Raw genomic sequence first — 17,948 nt, 5'->3', positions numbered from 1 at the left:
ACAAATGTATACGCTATATGCGCTAATTTTTTTGATATGGTTTGGCATTCCAGGCCTATTCATCTATTTAATGTACTGGATTCTAAAAAAATCTGGCCGTAAAAAGTTGGGAACTATCGTCTCGATTGTTTTAATATTGCCTTTTCTTATGCTCACGCTATACCTACTATTTGATGATCTATTATTCTCTAAATCTGATGCAAGACAACTACTCAGCGAACACCATATCACGCTAAACGATGATTTTAAAATTATTTCCAATCAAAGTGGTGGCTTAAGAGATTACACACATCAATTTGAACTATCTATTTCCGAAAAAGACAAACAATCTTTTATCAATCAACGAACTTGGAGTGACAAAATGGATGAAAGAATAGAAGTTCATAGCTCTGCGGTAGACAGATATGAAGGTGACACGCTACGCGCCAATTATCATGACAATGATTCCTATACCTATTCCATGTATCGTCCAAATGGCAAAGGCATCACTCCAACATTTATAAAAATCTGTGTATCCAATCATAAAAATACATTGACATACGAAGAGATCTTAGACTAATTCAATAACTGGCTGGCAGCCGTTGGCTGTCAAACAGCGGATCCTTTTTCCTTGCTATCTGCATCTACAGCACCATCTTCAGAATAGCCTTTTTTAGTCTTCTCCGCAATTAGTTTTTCAGCATCCTTTAGACAGGCTTCCTCGGAATCAAAGGTTTTACTTTTACTTTGCCCAGCGGTTCCGTTCCGTCCGTAGGTGATTGTATGGGTTGCTCCCGAAGTTTGTATTTCCCAAAATTTATCCGATGTACCGTCTATGTATTTTAAGTGCTTAAACATTATTTATAACTGTAATATCAATTATTTCGCTTACTGTTTAAATATAACGAAAGTAGCGAAAAAAACGTATATTGACATTAAATCACAGACAGATCATGCGTATATATTTCTTATTCAGTTTTTCACTACTATTAGTTACTTTAACGTCAGAAGCCAAAATTTCAACAGCGGAAGAGTATACCCGAATATGGTCCGATCCCCCTTCTAACAATATAAAAAAGTACATGATTAAAATGGCAATTTCAGATGGGCTAGATAAAAACTCTATAAAAATAGAAACCGATAGCTGGGGAGAAGTTATTCTTTCAGACACATGGAGAAATACCATTAAATTTAGACGGGGTAGCCTGGGTGAATATACAACTGTCAATAAGAGTGGTATTAAACTGACCATAAAAGAAGATTTTTCAGGAAATATTGTCGTAAAAGATGAGGATGGAGATAAAACTACTATCAGAAAAAATAGCAGCGGCGATTTTGATATCCCCGATCTAGACAGAAGTTCATCTACAGTTTTAAAAAATATACACGGTAATTTAGAAACACGTGATGAAAAAGGAAATGTAAAAACTGTATCAAAAAATATTTCTGGAGGTCTCGACATCCGAGATAATCAAGGCAATAGCTCAACGATATCGAAAGATATCTTCGGCAATCTGGAAATTCGAGACAACAAAGGTAATTCAAGCCGGATAACAAAAGATATTCTTGATAATCGCACTATCGAAAATAGTGATGGTCAACGTACCACAGTGAGAACTGATATTCTAGGTGGTAAAACGATTGAAGACAATAGCGGAAATCGAGTTTCAGTTAGAAAGGATATTTTAGGAAATTATGATGCGAGTGACAATAAAGGAAATCGGGCTTCCGTCAAGAAAGATATCCTTGGAAAAATAACTATTGATGATCCAAAAGGTGTTCTAAATGACGCAGTGAAATTGCAATTGATCCAAGAACTTTCAAAGAACTAAATTTTTCTGGAAATTAGCCTATTTTATAAGTGAATAATCCAACATTACGATGGACCAAAATATTATCGATTTAATTATAGATGAACTAACAAAACACCCTGAAATCTCATACCGAAGACCAAACGCGAACGAACTTCAAATATTAGGCACTCCCACTCAGGGTTTTGATATTACATTATGTATTGACGTAAGAGAAAATATGCTCTTTTTTGACCACTTCCATTGGCATTATGATAATACAGAAGAGGAAATAGATGAAATGTTAAATCAGATTACCTATGCCTTATTTGGGGTTATTAGGATAAAGGAATTTTCCAACAACAAACGACCTTATAAATGGGTACTACAAGTCCAAGATCAGAACGGTAACTGGTGCGATGATCAAACGATGGGAAAAATAAACAAGTTTTTGGGGGAGCCTGATATTAGATATTTCCAAAATATGATATTAACAAACGACACAGATAAAAGCAATTCGTATGCTTTACCCAAGGAGGATAATACTTAATTTACCCATAGAAGAAAATAAAAGTAGGATTAACTGAAGCAGGAGATCGTACCTTCTTCTGAGGAATAATGAAAAACCCTCGAGCGTATTTACAAAGGTTTCAACATTCGTATAGTTAAAGATTTTCAAAAGAAAATTAAAATCCCTAAAATTGCAGTCTCATTTCAAGGAAATCGGATTCAGCATATTAATGCTACTGATCTTCCAAACGATATTGACGCTACGGAAATAGGCCCTAAAAAGGGAAATAGCGAGTTGAATAAAAATAAAACGATGAAAAAGATTATATTTTTTCTATTACTGATACCTTTTTGGGCGGCTGCTCAAGAGCAAAATATCCAAAACTTTATCGTAAAAGAAAACCTCTCCAAAAATGGAAAATTGGCTGTAGTTGCATTGGATTCGCTAGGAAACACCAATGAAAACATCCATGGCAATTACCTATTTACAATCAATGGTTTCTCGCAAGCACTACAATTTCATGAGGGTGTCGCTGTCCCTAATCAGAAAATTGAGTCATCAACATTTGTATTCTTTAGCCATAAGAATCAACAAACTTCCAAAGGTCGCTTATTTTATATCTATAAGAGCGATAGCGGACTCTCTCCTTTTGCCATTAGCGGATTGATGTTTTTGATTATCCCGGCCATTGTATTAGGAATAGCTTACATGTTTAAAAAAGTGATTATGACAGCGATCGCACTGGCTATAGTTTTCTTTTTATTCAACCATTCACAGGGTTTAGACTTGAGTAAAATTTTTGAATCTATATTTTCAAGTCTCAAAAATCTCATCGGTTGACAACACGATCTCTCGGGAAATCCTATCAATTGATGTGATCAAAGTAAATCATAACAAAACGATTGTACATTAGAACGGCATACCGATTCCAAAATTGTATTGAATAAAATTGTATCTGTCGGGTCTATGGGTTTCATAATATTGAGCCTTAAATTCCTTGGAATCAAAGAAGTGCTTGATAACCCATTGATCAGCACCTGAGAATTGTGGATCTTTTAGTTTAAGCCCGGCATCTAAGCGAATCACAAAATAGTCCGAATCGAAACGAAGTCCGAAACCGGTACCGATGGCGACTTGCCCAAGGAATTTATTGAATTTAAACTCTCCACCCGGATTTAGTTCTTCATCCTTCTTCAGTCGCCAAACATTTCCCATATCCACAAATGTCGCTCCATTCATCTTCGCGCCCAGGAAGTTATTAAGTAATCTGAATCGATACTCCGCATTCGCTTCCAGCTTAATCTCCCCCAACTGATCCAAATTACGCAGGTTTAAACGCAAATCCTCACTAAGACTCTGCCGGTTATAGGCACCTGGTCCCAGGGTACGCGCCTGCCAAGCGCGTATACCATTCATCCCCCCACTATAAAAGCTCTTTTCAAAAATCAACAGTTTAGAGTTATTACCATAAGGAATCGCTATCCCTGGATTAAAACGGAAGACAAACTGCCTATTTCCACCAAGATTTCGGTATAAACGATAATCAAATTCTGTCTTGGCGTATTGAAGAAAGGGCACACCAAATATTTTTTTCTCACCGTCAGCATTCTTCGGCAATTTTGCCAAGGAGCTAATAAGGTCCAGCACGTTTCCACTCACGTCCAATGTTCCTCTGAAATATTGAAAATCCTCCTTGCTATTCAATTTCTTGCCATTCAGGATAAAGGTATATTGTGTTCCTAAACCAAAATACTGGCGATCGTTGCTACGTACATACAGCTGGTAGCCTTCCTGTACAAGCTTGTTCCGAAAATTGGAATCCAAGCGTCCATCCCGATACTCCAAAACGATAGGCGTAAAACTATGGTACTTATTTTCTGTTTCATACCAAGAGTAATTCAGCGATGTGATAAAATAGCGGTTTGAATAGGTTTTATCTTGATCGAACAACTGCAATGTCATCGAGTAGGTCGTTTTGGGCAAACCAAACTTCCCCCCTGGGTTAATATGAAAGGGTACCATCAGACGAGGAATAACCAAATTTACGCCCGCTTGAAAATCGTTATTGAATATTTTGCTGGAAAGCCCTCCTGCTAAACGCGGATCAAACAATACGCCATAACGTAATTTCACTTCCAATTGCTCCGAACCACCAAAGATATTACGTTGTGAGAATGTATTTCCAATATTGAAGCCGCTCATACCTGAACTAAAAGTATACTCCCCCTCTATCTGGTTTCCCATACGAGGTCTTGGAACGAAATCATAGTGCACATCGAGTTTATTGGAATCTTTTTTGACAAACTGCATTTTGACAGAACGAAAACCATTCATCTCGTACAATCGGTCATAGGATTTATTTTCCTCCCGCAAGGAATAGTACTGACCTGAGCGTAAATACATATAACGTTCCAAAGGTTTCCATCTGAAACTATTCGTTTCATCAACAAATAAAAGGCGTTTTGCAGAATCTAGGATACGACGTGGCTCCTTCTTCGACATTGTTCCATAATTCCTTATCGTCATATAAACACTGTCTATTTGATACTTTTTATGTATCGTAGAGTCAGATGGATTTTCGACATTAATTTTCAAGTCGATCAAAGGTCCATCGATAGTTGAATCGACCCCAGCACGCATATATTGCCTTACATAATCGTAATACCCATTGTTACGCATCGAAACATAAAGTTTCTCCCGCTCATCGAGCAACTTTGCGGCATCGTACTGGGTATTGGATTTTACGGAAGTTTTAGGAAGTACCTCCCGTTCAAATATTGCCTTTATATCTTCATCCTCAAATTTTCGATCTATATTTCTAACTTGATAAGGAACACCTTCATCCACTTTAAAATCGATATGTGCTCGCTTTTTGGAAACTGAAATCGTAGGTTCGACCTTAGCTTTAAAGTAACCTTTTGAAAATAGAAAACGCCGGATTTGATTGGCAGACAAATCTACCATTGCCGAATCCAGCAAGTGAGGTGGTTCGCCGACATTCCTAATTTTCTTGGTTTTATAGCGTCCGTTTTTAGTATTGAACGTATTGTAAATAAATAGATTTACCCTTGAATTAGGTCTTATTTGATTGGAAATATACGTTTCGGATGATTCTTTCAATGCAGGGGTGACACCAGAAATCTGTACTTTTGTAACCAGAGCTTGGTCATCGTCAAGATATTTTGAAGACCGGCATGATGCAAAAAATAACACTAAAAGCGTTATACTTGCAAATCCGATAAAACGAGTATACTTAATCATCAATAAAAATGTTGTCAAAAGCGCAAATCAGTCTAATAACGTCTCTACAAAATAAAAAGTATAGAAAACAACACGGCCTGTTTATCGTTGAGGGTATAAAATCCGTGATGGAATTTATTTCATCAAGTTATGAGGTTGAGTCTATTTTCTACACGGACGACGCCAACACAAAAGTGGGTAAAATCTCGCATAATATAAAATCCCATGAACTAACGGAAACTGAATTCCAAAAGATTAGTGCACTGAAATCGCCACAAGGTATACTCGCTTTGGTCAAACTTCCTTTACAGCAAAAAATTGTTCCAAGTAATTTAAAAAATAAGTTTAGCCTTGTACTCGATGATGTGCAGGATCCAGGCAATCTTGGGACAATTATCCGCACGGCGGAGTGGTTTGGAATCGAACATATTATCTGTTCCATTGGCACTGTAGACGCCTACAATCCTAAAGTAGTGCAAGCAACTATGGGCTCATTGGCAAGACTGCAGATCCACTATACTGATTTAACTGATTTTATTCCGGCTACTGGATTGAAAGTATATGGCGCCCTGCTTGATGGTCAATCCATTTATCAGACTGTATGGGCTAAAGAGGGGCTAATTGTTATGGGTAACGAAGGAAATGGCATCAGCGACGAAATAATAGCTTTGATCGATCAAGCTGTCACTATACCTCGCCTAGGGCAAGCCGAATCATTGAATGTAGCCGTAGCAACAACGATCTTCTGTAGTGAGATTTCCAGACAAAAACTGACCTAAAACAGATTCTATTTGATGCTTCGCTTAGAGCTTTTGATGTAATCCAATCCTGTTTCCTTCCAAATCTTCAGTTTCTGCCACGGCAAAGCCCAAGTCGGTATGAAAGGTGGCTGGATATACCCTTCCATATTTAAACTCTGATCTTCATCAAAAATATCAATTTTAATAGAGAAAAAGCCCCGTCGCGACATTTTTCTATTCGTTTAAAAGATTCGATTAATTTTTGTCAAAAGAAAAAGCTTAATCGCTCCAAAAACTGTACATTTGAACAGTTCAATTGAAAGACGGATCGATACCGCTATCCATGTTCTTTTTTGAATATTCACACACGATAAAATTACACCATGCCCGCTGAACAGAAATCCATCTATACGTTACAATTTATTTTACTTTGCTTAAGCTCGCTCCTATTTTCTTCCAGTTTCAATATGATTATCCCAGAACTACCCAATTATCTGAGCAGTTTGGGGGGTGCGGAGTACAAAGGGCTAATCATAGCATTGTTTACTTTGACTGCTGGAATTTCGCGGCCTTTTAGTGGTAAATTGACCGATCGGTGGGGACGTGTACCGGTCATGGCAATTGGATCTATCGTCTGTTTCATCTGTGGTTTTCTTTATCCCATTTTAACATCAGTCGCGGGCTTCCTATTCTTACGATTGATACATGGTTTTTCCACCGGTTTTAAACCTACCTCAACTTCTGCGTATGTCGCCGATCTGGTTCCTCAAAAAAGATGGGGTGAGGCTCTTGGCATGCATGGACTGGCTTTTAGCGTCGGTACAGCTGTTGGCCCAGCAATTGGGAGTGCCATTTTCGAGGCCTTTGGTATCAATGTTATGTTTTATTGTTCTTCTTTCATGGCACTTCTGTCTATTCTTATCGTCATTAACATGAAAGAAACACTGGCGAAAAAAGAAAAATTCAATCTTTCCATGCTCAAAATAAACCGCAAGGATATTATTGAATGGCGTGCCCTTCCAGCTGGAATCGTCACGTTTTTATCTTATACCGCCTATGGGGTCATTTTAACTTTAATTCCCGATTGGAGTGAATACCTGGGACTTAAAAATAAAGGACTATTTTTTCTGGCATTTACAATCGCATCGGTGCTGATACGTTTCGTATCGGGCAAAGTTTCCGACCGTTATGGAAGACCTAAGGTCATTGTTGTCGGATTGGTCATTATTGCTATTGCACTCGTTGCTATCGGTTTGGGCAATAGTTTCATTGGAATGATGATCGGCGCAAGTATCTATGGTGTGGGCACAGGTATACTCTCCCCTGCCGTCAATGCCTGGACGATCGACCTTAGCCTACCTGAACATCGGGGTAAGGCAGTAGCAACCATGTATATCTCACTTGAAGCTGGAATAGGGCTTGGCGCACTGCTTGCTGGATTATACTATAGTGATGTTATCCTTCGGATTCCAGTCATTATGTATGCCAATGCGGTAGTTTTGCTACTGGCGCTGACCTATATGCTGAGCTGGCAGAGAAAGCACAAGCCCGCTAGTCTGCGTTCGATTTAAAATATAGCTATTTGATTTTGGGGTTGAATTGCATCGTTGATTTCCCGATAGCAGCCTTATTGCTGGGATAATCAAGATAAATATTAAAACGGACACATACGTCTACCAAGAAGGAGCTAATATCAATTTTTATTTAATGTTTAGACAGTGATCAATCAGTGCTGATTCAGTCTACACTGAGCAAGCACTGAACAATCACTGAACAAGCACTGAACAAGCATTGTCTAAATGGAGAATCTGGACTCCATTTAATATCCCTTTGTTGCGTCTAAAAATCATCGCTTCCTTGTTCCCTTTCTTCAAAATATTAACCCTACACGCTTATCGGAATAGAATCCACGAACGATATGCCTGAACAGGCACCCAAGTAACAGGTTTTAGAAATAGTATGCAATATATTGCATATAAAAGGTAATTTATCTAAGTTTGATTATCATGGTAAGCAATTATTTAAAGCTTCAATACAGATTACTAGCTCGCCATATCAAGGCTACAGGACTACCCGTTCCGATCGCATATTTCCTGTTGTTTGGGTTATGCTATTTGATCTATTACTTTTTGTTTCAATACCCTATTTTTGGCTGTTATGCCGTGATACTAGGCAATTTTCAACTGCTTTTTCTCCTCACTGAAAAAAATAGAAATGATTTTCTCAAAAACACATACAGTAAACGAGATTTTCATCAGATCAGAATAGTAGAGAATGCCCTATTGACGCTGCCGTCCTTCGTCATTCTTTTTCTCCACAGCCAATGGCCCTATGCATTGTTATTAATTACTTTGGCTGTTGTTTTTACATTTTTGACGTTTAGGGCTTTCGGAAAATCTATTCCAACACCTTTTACAAAAAAACCTTTTGAATTTATCATCGGGTTCCGACGGAGCTACTTGCTTTTGCTTGTAGTATATCTATTGGCTGGAATCGGTTTTTATGTAGCCAATTCCAATCTTGTTTTATTTTGCGTCGTTTGCATTGCGCTCACCTGCGTTTTCTATTATCAATTGCCGGAGCCTATTTTTTACCTCTGGAATCACCATCATACACCAACAGTCTTTCTGATGCGAAAGTTTAAAAGGGGAATTTTTCAGTGTCTGCTCTTGGTACTGCCCCTTCTTTTTCTGTATGTTGTCATCTTTCCATCGGATTTATTTAATGCCTGTATTGTATTGGGCGGAATATTACTTTTACTTCCTTTTGCAATCACATTGAAATACGTCGCTTACCCACGGGAGATCAATTTCCCCGAAGGTTTTGCTTTGGCACTTTGTTTTAGCTTTTACCCTTTGATTCTAGCGCTCTTGCCTTTTTATTATATCAAAGCAATCAACAATCTAAAAAATCACTTATGATCGAGCTTACGAATATCAATAAGTCCTTTGGACAGCATCAAGTACTCCACGAGGTTACTTACCTCTTTGATAGCGGAAAAGTATATGGTATCGTCGGTGAAAATGGCGCTGGAAAGACAACGCTGTTTCGTTGTATTGCTGGACTAGAAACCGCCTCGGGAAGTTTAAAATCTGATTTAGAACCGCTGAAAAACAATTTAGGTTACCTCACCTCGGATCCGTATTTCCTTTCAAAGCTCACCGGCGAAGAGTATATTTATCTACTGACGGATGCACGCGGTAAACAGATCAAAAACCTCAGTGAGAGAAATATTTTCGAGTTGCCCTTAAAGGAGTATGCGAGCGCCTATTCCACGGGAATGAAAAAAAAACTTGCCCTGACAGCTACTTTACTTCAGGACAATAATTATTATATCCTTGACGAACCTTTTAATGGCATCGATCTACAAAGTAGTATTATTCTTACGGAGATTATTCTTCGTTTAAAAGCGATGGGTAAAACGATCCTGATTTCGTCCCATATCTTTTCCACGCTAAAAGATACCTGCGATGAAATCTTGGTACTCGAAAATGGCAGAATTAGTAAATCTGTAAAAAAAGAGCAGTTCGGCGACTTTGAAGAGGAAATGAAAGAAAAAATACTACAAAAAGATATCGATAAATTGTGGCTTTAGCATGCCGTAACACTTGAGATAAACACTATGGAAAAACACTTACCTATACTGGAAACTGAACGTTTAATTATCCGTCCAATACAGATGGATGATGCAGCTTATTTTTTCGCAATGGATTCACAGCCGGAGGTTCATACCTTTTTGAATAACGAACCTGTTCAATCTGTTGAAGAAATGAAAAAAGCCATCGCGCATATTCAGCAACAATATGAAAAATACGGTATAGGCCGTCTAGGGGTCATTGAGAAATCAAGCAATCAATGGATAGGCTGGACGGGATTTAAGTATATTGACGAATTGGAGAACGGACGTATTGGATTTTTAGACCTTGGTTATCGTTTCAGAAAGGAATCTTGGGGAAAAGGCTATGCGACAGAAGCCGCACTAGCCTGCATGCAATATTACAGCGAACAGCTGACCCATTTTGAAGTACATGCCATCACGCATACAGCAAACCTGGGATCAAGGCATGTCTTGGAAAAAGTAGGATTTCAGGTAACTGAAGAATTTCATTTCGATCTATGGAATATTCCGTGTTATTGGTATGATCTAGCCATTGACCAATCAACAAACTAATTATATTAGTTTTAAAAACTAATTTTTTTAACTTTTCATAGTTTCACTGGGATAAAACAAAATGGTTTTGTATTTTTACACGTTCGAATAAAATATTATTTCGAACATTTCTGTATTGTACAATTTAATCTATTGCTGAGTAAATGAGTGACGAAACGAACTTCCCAACGGAAGATAATCAAGAAGAGCTGGGATCAGGAAAAACAGAAAACGGAAGTCAGACGATACCTTTATCAGGACTATACGAAAACTGGTTTTTGGACTATGCATCCTATGTTATCTTGGACAGAGCCGTTCCACATATCAATGACGGTTTGAAACCCGTACAACGTCGTATCCTCCATTCCTTGAAGGAAATGGATGATGGACGATATAATAAAGCTGCCAATGTCATTGGTAACACGATGAAATATCACCCACATGGTGATGCTTCTATCGGTGATGCCATGGTACAATTGGGCCAAAAGGATCTCCTGATTGACTGTCAAGGTAACTGGGGCTTCCCAATTACGGGCGACTCTGCTGCTGCTCCACGGTACATCGAGGGAAGATTATCCAAATTTGCAAACGACGTTGTCTTCAATCCCGAAACAACTGAGTGGCAATTGAGTTATGATGGACGGAATCGCGAACCTGTCACACTTCCGGTAAAATTTCCATTATTATTGGCTCAAGGTGCCGAAGGTATTGCTGTTGGTTTAGCAACCAAGATTATGCCGCACAATTTCATTGAGTTAATTGACGGATCTATTCAGGTATTAAACGGTGAACGTCCGAATATCTTCCCAGACTTCCCTACGGGTGGTATGGCCGACGTTTCAAATTATAATGAGGGTCAACGTGGCGGTAAAATCCGCGTACGTGCGAAAATTGAAGAACGCGACAAAAAGACGCTCGCAATTACAGAAATTCCATTTGGAACTACGACGGGCGGTCTGATTGAAAGTGTGGTTACAGCAAACGATAAGGGAAAAATTAAGATCAAAAAAATCGAGGACAATACAGCAGGAAATGTAGAGATCATTGTGCATTTGGCTCCTGGAATTTCTCCTGATGTAACGATTGATGCTTTATATGCCTTTACCGCCTGTGAAGTCTCTATCTCACCTAACACTTGTGTTATCAAAGATGAGAAACCTCACTTTATGAGTGTCAATGACATTCTAACGGAAAACACAATAAACACAAAAAATTTATTGAAACGAGAATTGGAGATTCGCTTAAACGATCTTCAAGAAAAAATCTTCTTCAGTAGTTTATTAAAAATATTTATTCAAGAGGGGATGTACAAACATCCGGATTATGAAAATGCAGGTGACTTTGAGGTCGTGGTGCAGGTTCTGAATCGTTTGTTTGAACCTTTCTTCGATCAATTTTATCGTGAGATACGACCAGAAGATTACAAAAAATTGATCGATAAACCAATGAGTAGTATTACACGTTTCGACGTTAAAAAAGCGGACGAAATGATGAAAACACTCGAAAATGAGATCAAGGAAGTCAAGCGTCATCTACGTCAATTGACAGAATATGCCATTGCATGGTTTGAGAAATTGCGTGAGAAATATAGTAAAGACCGCGAGCGTAAAACCGAACTGCGTATATTCGATAAAGTAGAAGCGACCCAAGTTGCCCTAGCAAATGCCAAACTATATGTCAATCGTGAGGAAGGATTTATTGGCTCAGGCATGAAGAAAGATGAGTTTGTATGCGACTGCTCGGATATCGATGACATTATTGTATTCCGCGAGGATGGCAAATATGTTGTTAGTAAAATCCAGGATAAAGTATTCGTTGGAAAAGGAATTATCCATGTTGCTGTTTTCAAAAAAGGTGATGAACGTACAATCTATAACGCAATCTACAAAGAAGGCGAAACTGGCACCAGTTACATCAAACGTTTCTCTGTGGTAGGTGTCACACGGGATAAGGAATATGATGTATCCAAAGGTTCCAAAGGATCTAAAATCCTGTATTTCACAGCCAATCCAAACGGTGAAGCAGAAGTAGTCAACATACAGCTTAAACCGCACACAAAGTTGCGCAAGCTAAATTTTGACATGGACTTTGCCGAGATTGCAATCAAGGGCCGTGCTTCACAAGGAAATATTGTATCGAAATACCCCGTCAAAAAAATCAGCTTTAAAAGTTCCGGTGTCTCCACGCTGGCAGGACGAAAAATATGGTATGACACCATCATGAAACGTTTGAACGCTGATGAGCGTGGCCAATACCTTGGTGAATTCGACGGTGATGATAAGATATTGGTGGTGCTTTCAGATGGTAGCTACGAATTATCAAACTTTGATCTAAGCAACCACTTTGACGAGAAAATGATCCGGATCGAAAAATACTATCCAGACCATATCTATACAGTTGTGCATCAGGACGGCAAGAGCGGAACGTACTTTGTCAAACGTTTTAAATTTGACGATCAACCTATTGGAAAACGCATTTCCTTTATTAATGAAGATGCAGGATCTAAATTGGTATTGATGAGTAATGCGGCTGAACCGATGGTCAAATTGGAGATTTTAAAAGGTAAATCCCAAACGGAAGAAACTCTTGATCAGCCTTTGACTGAAATTATTGACGTAAAAGGAATAAAAGCACAAGGAAACCGCCTGTCTTTCCATACCGTAAAATCGGTTACGCTAACAACAGCGGATGAAGATTTAAGTCAAAAAGGTAAAGAAAAAGCAGCCGAAACGAGTACTGATATCACAGAAACAACGGTTGATAGTACCATAACGGCGGTGGACAGTTCCGTGAAGGAGAAGGAGGTAGAGTCAACCGATAAAAATGACGATATCAAATTGGAAATCACTAATCCAAATGACATCCAAATCGACGATAAAGGACAGATGGAAATGTTCTAACTCGTATTCAATACACAAAAAAGGCTCGAATAAATATTCGAGCCTTTTTTGTGTAGGATACAACACCTTAAGTATTGTCCTTTAAGCTTTAAATTCTTTTAGGAATTTTTGAAGTTTTGGAGCAATGACTACTGAACAAAATGGATTTTCAGGATGATCATTAAAATAATTATGATGATAATCTTCTGCTAACCAAAATGTCACAGCTGGTTCTACCGTTGTGACAATAGCGTCCTCATAAACATCCTCATTTTCCAATTCGTCGATAAAATTCTGCGCTAAGATCTCCTGTTCTTCATTATGATAAAAAACAACTGATCTATACTGCGTCCCCACGTCGTTACCTTGACGGTTTAATGTCGTCGGGTTATGTGTCTTAAAAAAGATTTTCAATAGGTCTTCATAGTTCACCAGCTCTTCGTCATATTCTAGCTCGACAACCTCAACATGATCAGTTGTACCCGTACAGACCTGCTCATAAGTTGGCTTATCTACATGCCCTCCCATATAACCAGGCAATACCGATGTTACCCCTTCCGTGTTTTGGAAAATAACTTCTGTACACCAAAAACATCCTCCTCCAAATGTTGCTTTCATACTTTTTATAATCTTACGTATTTTAAACTTACTTTTTTCAAACATTATAGCCGACTTAATAGCTACGGCGAAAAATGTTTAGACAAATATAATTATTAATCGGAAATGATATACCCTGCTATCATCACGAAAAATATCAGTTTACGTTCTACTCACCACCTGAGAATGAAATACTCGCACCCCGCTCACCCTATTTTACTAATAGTAGTGTTTTCCTTTGATCAATAAATCTTGTTGTTTACTATCACAAACCGCATAGGAAAAACCTTGTTGCAGCGCATAAGCACCATATTCACCTTTTTTATTTATTGCTAAGAATCCCACTTGAATTTCCTTCGCAATAGCAGGTTTCTTCTTCACGATACGCATAACGGCTTCCTTACAGGCATCTTCCGGAGAATAACCCTGACGCATCAATTCGACAACCAAGAAACTACCTACATTCCGTATGACTTCTTCGCCAACTCCGGTCGATGTAGCTCCGCCCACTTCATTATCGACATAAAGTCCGGCTCCAATAATAGGGCTATCTCCTACCCGACCATGCATCTTGAAAGCCATACCACTGGTTGTACAAGCTCCAGAAATGTTCCCATTGGCATCCAATGCCAGCATACCGATCGTATCGTGGTTATATTGGTTTCCCGGCAAACGTTCTGCTGCAAAAGATTGGTTTTCAATATTGGCTACAGGTTTGTATTTTTTCTCCTTCAACCATTCCTTCCACGCTTTTTCACCTTCTGGGGTCAGTAGATTTTCTTCCTTAAAACCATTTTCTAACGCAAATTGCAATGCGCCTTCGCCTACCAGCATCACGTGGGGTGTTTTTTCCATGACCATCCGCGCTACTGATATTGGATGTCCAATTTTTTCCATTCCAGCAACAGCACCACAATTACCATCCGCATCCATGATACAAGCATCAAGTGTGACGTGACCATCGCGATCTGGATAACCACCTTTACCAACTGTCATATTTTTGAGATCGGCCTCGGGCACACGCACACCTTGTTCCACCGCGTCCAATGCCTTGCCTCCTTTGGACAATATTTCCCAAGCGGCTTTATTTGCTGCGATCCCAAAGTCCCAAGTTGAAATTACAATAGGATATTTTTTAACACTGCCCTTTGCTGCAATCGTCAATCCTTTCGCATCAAATGCTGTCAATGTCCCCATTGCCGTCGCAGCAATCAAACCTTGTCTAATAAAATCACGTCTTGAACTCATTTCCTTATTAATATTTTATAAAACTATCGCTATTGATTAATCCAGCAAAAAACAATCATTAAAATTGCCTTCAGTCTACCGAATACAAAAAATTTTCATCATTGACTGCACAAAGGCATCGCTTTCTTTCTAGTGTATTGCACGACCTTACGTCACATCCCCAATCTACTTCATCGATATACGCAGGAAAATGCTGTTCCACATTTTTACAGCTTCGTGTTAAACTGAAGAAGGATATTGACTTCACAATCAATAAGCAATATTACAAAATGGTTTTAGCAATTAGATAATTTAATTAAAATTAAACCCAAACATTCGTTTTTTAGCAACATAACATCAAAATCACTTAAAAATCGACAATAAAAATTGACTTATATTATGAATTAATCCTATCTTTAGAAACAAACTAATTCGCATGAAAAACACTCTTAAATTCGCTATTTTAGCTTATGCAAGCCTTATAGGTGTTGAAAGCAGTCAGGCGCAGCAGCTAGATTCCACGACTTATTTCAAGATCAAAGAGTTGCAAGAAAACGTAAAACGTGAATTCGCTCCCGATAAAAGAACCAAGATCGTAGCAATCCAAAAAGCGGATATCGCACAGAACCAATATGTGCTTGAAACAACTGAAAAAGATGCTAAGTTCGTTTTGGAGCAAAAGGCAAAAGATATATCAGCCAATATTCAAGTACAGCTCTTGCCTGATGCAAGTGTAGGTGAAAAAACTACTGGAGTCATCAGACTCTCCGTTGCAAATATGCGCACTTTTCCAGATAATGCTGCGGAGCTGACCAGCCAGGTTTTATTGGGAACGCAAGTGGATCTTCTGCAGAAAAAGAGCGGTGACTACCGTGTCCGCACGCCGGACGGCTATATAGCATGGGTACCAAGTTCGTCCATTGAAGCGATGGACAAAACCATGCTGACAAATTGGCGGCAAGCAGAAAAAGTTATCTATACAGCGGAGTTTGGAAAATCATATTCTGAACCCAATGAAAAAAGCCAACGAGTGTCTGATCTCGTATATGGTGACATCCTTCAGTTAAAAGGACAGAAAGGCAACTTTTATGAAATAGCATATCCGGATGGACGTTTAGGTTATATTAAAAAATCAGAAAGTCTCACCTTAAAAAATTGGTTTGAAACGCGCCAGCCTACGGCGGAAAATATTATCGCCAGTGCAAAAACAATGTTGGGCCTGCCCTATTTATGGGGGGGAACATCGGTGAAAGGTGTAGACTGCAGCGGTTTTACCAAAACAAGCTTTTTCATGAACGGCTTCGTGATTCCGAGAGATGCATCGCAACAAGTACTCGCAGGTGAAAAAATCGACATTTTAGATCAAGAAGGACATTTCGACCCTGAGAAAGCACTCAAAAATCTAAAACCGGCAGACTTACTGTTCTTTGCGGCAGGCAAAAACAGCAATCCTAATGCGCGTGTAACACATGTTGCACTCTATATCGGCAATGGAACTTTTATTCACGCTGCTGGATTAGTCCGGATCAACAGTATGCTTAAGGACGCTGCAAACTACGATGATTTCCAAACCCGAACCGTGGTTGCTGCACGCCGTTACCTCGGGACCCACGATAGCGCAATACAGAAAGTCGTCGAAAGCAATTATTACAACAATAAATAAACATAGCGATGAGCAATCAATCTGAATGGATTAGTAAAGATTTTGGGGCCTTTAAATTGAGATTTAGACCTTACACGCTAACTTTGCGCCATGTCTTTACAGTAGCTTCCTTTAGCCGAAGCACAACACCGGTTGTATTGACCGAACTAGAGTATGATGGCATTATCGGTTATGGTGAAGCGAGTATGCCACCCTATCTAGGCGAATCGCAGGAAAGTGTCTTATCATTCCTCAGTCAGATTGATCTGACAGGCTTCAACTCTCCTTTTCAAACCGAAGAGCTCCTGCATTATATCGATCAGCTTGCTTTGAAAAACACGGCTGCAAAAGCCTCCATTGATATTGCTCTACATGATATCCTTGGTAAAATTATGAATCAACCCTATTATAAGATATGGGGATTAAATCCTGACCTTATCCCACCGACGTCCTACACCATCGGAATCGATACAGAAGAAATGATCCGCCAAAAAGTCGCCGAAGCTGATCAGTTTAAAATTTTAAAGGTGAAACTGGGTCTTGATACGGATAAAATGATCATAGACACCATCCGTCAGGTTACCGATCGTCCTTTGTGTGCCGATGTCAATCAAGGTTGGAAAACGCGTGAAGAGGCTTTGGAAATGGCACACTGGCTTGCAGAAAGAAATGTTTCTTTCTTGGAACAACCGATGCCCAAGGAGCAGATAGACGACAACGCCTGGCTTACTGAGCATAGTCCTATCCCTACTATTGCCGATGAAGGATGCCAACGCCTTGTGGATGTTCCGGCATTAAAGGGTGTATACTCGGGGATCAACATCAAACTGATGAAATGCACGGGCATGCGTGAAGCTAAACAAATGGCAGAACTTGCTCGTTCTTTGGAAATGAAAGTTATGATCGGCTGTATGACCGAAACTTCCTGCGCGATCAGTGCAGCTGCACAACTTGCACCATTAACAGACTGGGCAGATCTAGACGGTGCTTTATTAATTGGAAATGATATCTACGACGGCATGACCGTGGTAAATGGCAGTTGCCTTCTCCCCGACCGTCCGGGAATTGGAATTGTAAGAAAATAACCCTATATTCAGTGCAATGTTTTTTTCTTAAAGAAAAGATTGCACTGAATTGCTATCGCAAGTTTGACCAACACTCGACAGCACCAAAATATTAACAACTAAATTAAT

General features: G+C 39.1%; 16 protein-coding genes. 12 read left to right on the top strand and 4 right to left on the bottom strand.

Translation table 11 applies throughout. From position 1 onward, the window contains the following. Positions 1-70 precede the first annotated feature (70 nt). Positions 71-559 carry a hypothetical protein gene (locus K2F45_RS08070; RefSeq protein WP_157625984.1) on the top strand — a complete coding sequence of 163 codons (489 nt, stop codon included), beginning with the start codon at positions 71-73 and terminating at the stop codon, positions 557-559. 29 nt (positions 560-588) lie between these two features. Here K2F45_RS08070 and K2F45_RS08065 read toward each other — a convergent pair whose 3' ends face one another. After that, positions 589-837 (bottom strand): WGR domain-containing protein, encoded by a 249-nt coding sequence (locus K2F45_RS08065; RefSeq protein WP_075991708.1) that lies wholly within the window; start codon positions 835-837, stop codon positions 589-591. Positions 838-1,070: 233 nt separating this feature from the next. Here K2F45_RS08065 and K2F45_RS08060 point away from each other — a divergent pair, with 233 nt between their 5' ends. From K2F45_RS08060 to K2F45_RS08050, 3 genes are all read left to right on the top strand, one after another. After that, positions 1,071-1,811 carry a hypothetical protein gene (locus K2F45_RS08060; protein WP_157625982.1) on the top strand — a complete coding sequence of 247 codons (741 nt, stop codon included), beginning with the start codon at positions 1,071-1,073 and terminating at the stop codon, positions 1,809-1,811. Positions 1,812-1,860: 49 nt separating this feature from the next. Continuing rightward, positions 1,861-2,319: a hypothetical protein gene (locus K2F45_RS08055; protein WP_075991706.1), complete on the top strand. Its 459-nt coding sequence runs from the start codon at positions 1,861-1,863 to the stop codon at positions 2,317-2,319. Between the two features lie 273 nt (positions 2,320-2,592). Further along, a complete protein-coding gene (locus K2F45_RS08050; protein ID WP_075991705.1) occupies positions 2,593-3,120 on the top strand; it encodes a hypothetical protein in 528 nt (175 codons plus the stop codon). Between the two features lie 69 nt (positions 3,121-3,189). On the opposite strand, the gene tamL is transcribed toward K2F45_RS08050, so the two are convergent. Next, complete coding sequence (gene tamL / locus K2F45_RS08045; protein WP_120336523.1) at positions 3,190-5,541, bottom strand: translocation and assembly module lipoprotein TamL; 2,352 nt, start codon at positions 5,539-5,541, stop codon at positions 3,190-3,192. 8 nt (positions 5,542-5,549) lie between these two features. Between tamL and K2F45_RS08040 the strand changes: the two genes are divergently transcribed. The 6 genes from K2F45_RS08040 to K2F45_RS08015 all read left to right on the top strand — a co-directional run bounded on the left by K2F45_RS08040 (position 5,550) and on the right by K2F45_RS08015 (position 13,310). Beyond that, on the top strand, positions 5,550-6,299 hold the full coding sequence (locus K2F45_RS08040; protein WP_075991703.1) for a TrmH family RNA methyltransferase: 750 nt from the start codon (positions 5,550-5,552) through the stop codon (positions 6,297-6,299). A 344-nt stretch (positions 6,300-6,643) separates the two neighbouring features. Then, complete coding sequence (locus K2F45_RS08035) at positions 6,644-7,831, top strand: MFS transporter (RefSeq protein WP_248933290.1); 1,188 nt, start codon at positions 6,644-6,646, stop codon at positions 7,829-7,831. A 435-nt stretch (positions 7,832-8,266) separates the two neighbouring features. Next, a complete protein-coding gene (locus tag K2F45_RS08030; protein ID WP_248933289.1) occupies positions 8,267-9,181 on the top strand; it encodes a hypothetical protein in 915 nt (304 codons plus the stop codon). Beyond that, the gene (locus K2F45_RS08025) at positions 9,178-9,855 is read left to right on the top strand and encodes an ABC transporter ATP-binding protein (RefSeq protein ID WP_248933288.1); all 678 of its coding nucleotides are present in this window, start codon (positions 9,178-9,180) and stop codon (positions 9,853-9,855) included. Before K2F45_RS08030 ends, K2F45_RS08025 begins: the two co-directional genes overlap by 4 nt. A gap of 27 nt (positions 9,856-9,882) precedes the next feature. Then, a complete protein-coding gene (locus K2F45_RS08020; RefSeq protein ID WP_248933287.1) occupies positions 9,883-10,431 on the top strand; it encodes a GNAT family N-acetyltransferase in 549 nt (182 codons plus the stop codon). Between the two features lie 143 nt (positions 10,432-10,574). Then, positions 10,575-13,310, top strand: a complete 2,736-nt coding sequence (locus K2F45_RS08015) for a DNA gyrase/topoisomerase IV subunit A (RefSeq protein ID WP_075991697.1) — start codon at positions 10,575-10,577, stop codon at positions 13,308-13,310. Between the two features lie 81 nt (positions 13,311-13,391). Here the strand turns inward: K2F45_RS08015 and msrA are convergent, their stop codons facing one another. Together msrA and K2F45_RS08005 are read right to left on the bottom strand one after the other, a co-directional pair. Further along, on the bottom strand, positions 13,392-13,907 hold the full coding sequence (msrA, locus tag K2F45_RS08010) for a peptide-methionine (S)-S-oxide reductase MsrA (RefSeq protein ID WP_083663801.1): 516 nt from the start codon (positions 13,905-13,907) through the stop codon (positions 13,392-13,394). A 198-nt stretch (positions 13,908-14,105) separates the two neighbouring features. Next, a complete protein-coding gene (locus tag K2F45_RS08005; protein ID WP_120336530.1) occupies positions 14,106-15,134 on the bottom strand; it encodes a glycosylasparaginase in 1,029 nt (342 codons plus the stop codon). Between the two features lie 415 nt (positions 15,135-15,549). Here K2F45_RS08005 and K2F45_RS08000 point away from each other — a divergent pair, with 415 nt between their 5' ends. Both K2F45_RS08000 and K2F45_RS07995 read left to right on the top strand, forming a co-directional pair. Next, entirely contained in the window at positions 15,550-16,776 is a 1,227-nt protein-coding gene (locus K2F45_RS08000) for a C40 family peptidase (RefSeq protein WP_075991695.1), read from the top strand. An 8-nt stretch (positions 16,777-16,784) separates the two neighbouring features. Further along, positions 16,785-17,840, top strand: a complete 1,056-nt coding sequence (locus K2F45_RS07995) for a dipeptide epimerase (protein ID WP_075991694.1) — start codon at positions 16,785-16,787, stop codon at positions 17,838-17,840. The last annotated feature ends 108 nt before the right edge of the window (positions 17,841-17,948 follow it).

The sequence above is a fragment of the Sphingobacterium siyangense genome, from assembly GCF_023277505.1.
Taxonomy (GTDB): Bacteria; Bacteroidota; Bacteroidia; order Sphingobacteriales; family Sphingobacteriaceae; genus Sphingobacterium; species Sphingobacterium siyangense.
This window is presented reverse-complemented; position numbering and strand designations above follow the sequence as displayed.

What these genes read in the sequence shown, in the direction of transcription:
- K2F45_RS08070 (WP_157625984.1), top strand. Translation starts at nt 71, where the DNA reads ATGTACTGGATTCTAAAAAAATCTGGCCGTAAAAAGTTGGGAACTATC.
- K2F45_RS08065 (WP_075991708.1), bottom strand. Translation starts at nt 837, where the DNA reads ATGTTTAAGCACTTAAAATACATAGACGGTACATCGGATAAATTTTGG.
- K2F45_RS08060 (WP_157625982.1), top strand. Translation starts at nt 1,071, where the DNA reads ATGGCAATTTCAGATGGGCTAGATAAAAACTCTATAAAAATAGAAACC.
- K2F45_RS08055 (WP_075991706.1), top strand. Translation starts at nt 1,861, where the DNA reads ATGGACCAAAATATTATCGATTTAATTATAGATGAACTAACAAAACAC.
- K2F45_RS08050 (WP_075991705.1), top strand. Translation starts at nt 2,593, where the DNA reads ATGAAAAAGATTATATTTTTTCTATTACTGATACCTTTTTGGGCGGCT.
- tamL (WP_120336523.1), bottom strand. Translation starts at nt 5,541, where the DNA reads ATGATTAAGTATACTCGTTTTATCGGATTTGCAAGTATAACGCTTTTA.
- K2F45_RS08040 (WP_075991703.1), top strand. Translation starts at nt 5,550, where the DNA reads ATGTTGTCAAAAGCGCAAATCAGTCTAATAACGTCTCTACAAAATAAA.
- K2F45_RS08035 (WP_248933290.1), top strand. Translation starts at nt 6,644, where the DNA reads ATGCCCGCTGAACAGAAATCCATCTATACGTTACAATTTATTTTACTT.
- K2F45_RS08030 (WP_248933289.1), top strand. Translation starts at nt 8,267, where the DNA reads ATGGTAAGCAATTATTTAAAGCTTCAATACAGATTACTAGCTCGCCAT.
- K2F45_RS08025 (WP_248933288.1), top strand. Translation starts at nt 9,178, where the DNA reads ATGATCGAGCTTACGAATATCAATAAGTCCTTTGGACAGCATCAAGTA.
- K2F45_RS08020 (WP_248933287.1), top strand. Translation starts at nt 9,883, where the DNA reads ATGGAAAAACACTTACCTATACTGGAAACTGAACGTTTAATTATCCGT.
- K2F45_RS08015 (WP_075991697.1), top strand. Translation starts at nt 10,575, where the DNA reads ATGAGTGACGAAACGAACTTCCCAACGGAAGATAATCAAGAAGAGCTG.
- msrA (WP_083663801.1), bottom strand. Translation starts at nt 13,907, where the DNA reads ATGAAAGCAACATTTGGAGGAGGATGTTTTTGGTGTACAGAAGTTATT.
- K2F45_RS08005 (WP_120336530.1), bottom strand. Translation starts at nt 15,134, where the DNA reads ATGAGTTCAAGACGTGATTTTATTAGACAAGGTTTGATTGCTGCGACG.
- K2F45_RS08000 (WP_075991695.1), top strand. Translation starts at nt 15,550, where the DNA reads ATGAAAAACACTCTTAAATTCGCTATTTTAGCTTATGCAAGCCTTATA.
- K2F45_RS07995 (WP_075991694.1), top strand. Translation starts at nt 16,785, where the DNA reads ATGAGCAATCAATCTGAATGGATTAGTAAAGATTTTGGGGCCTTTAAA.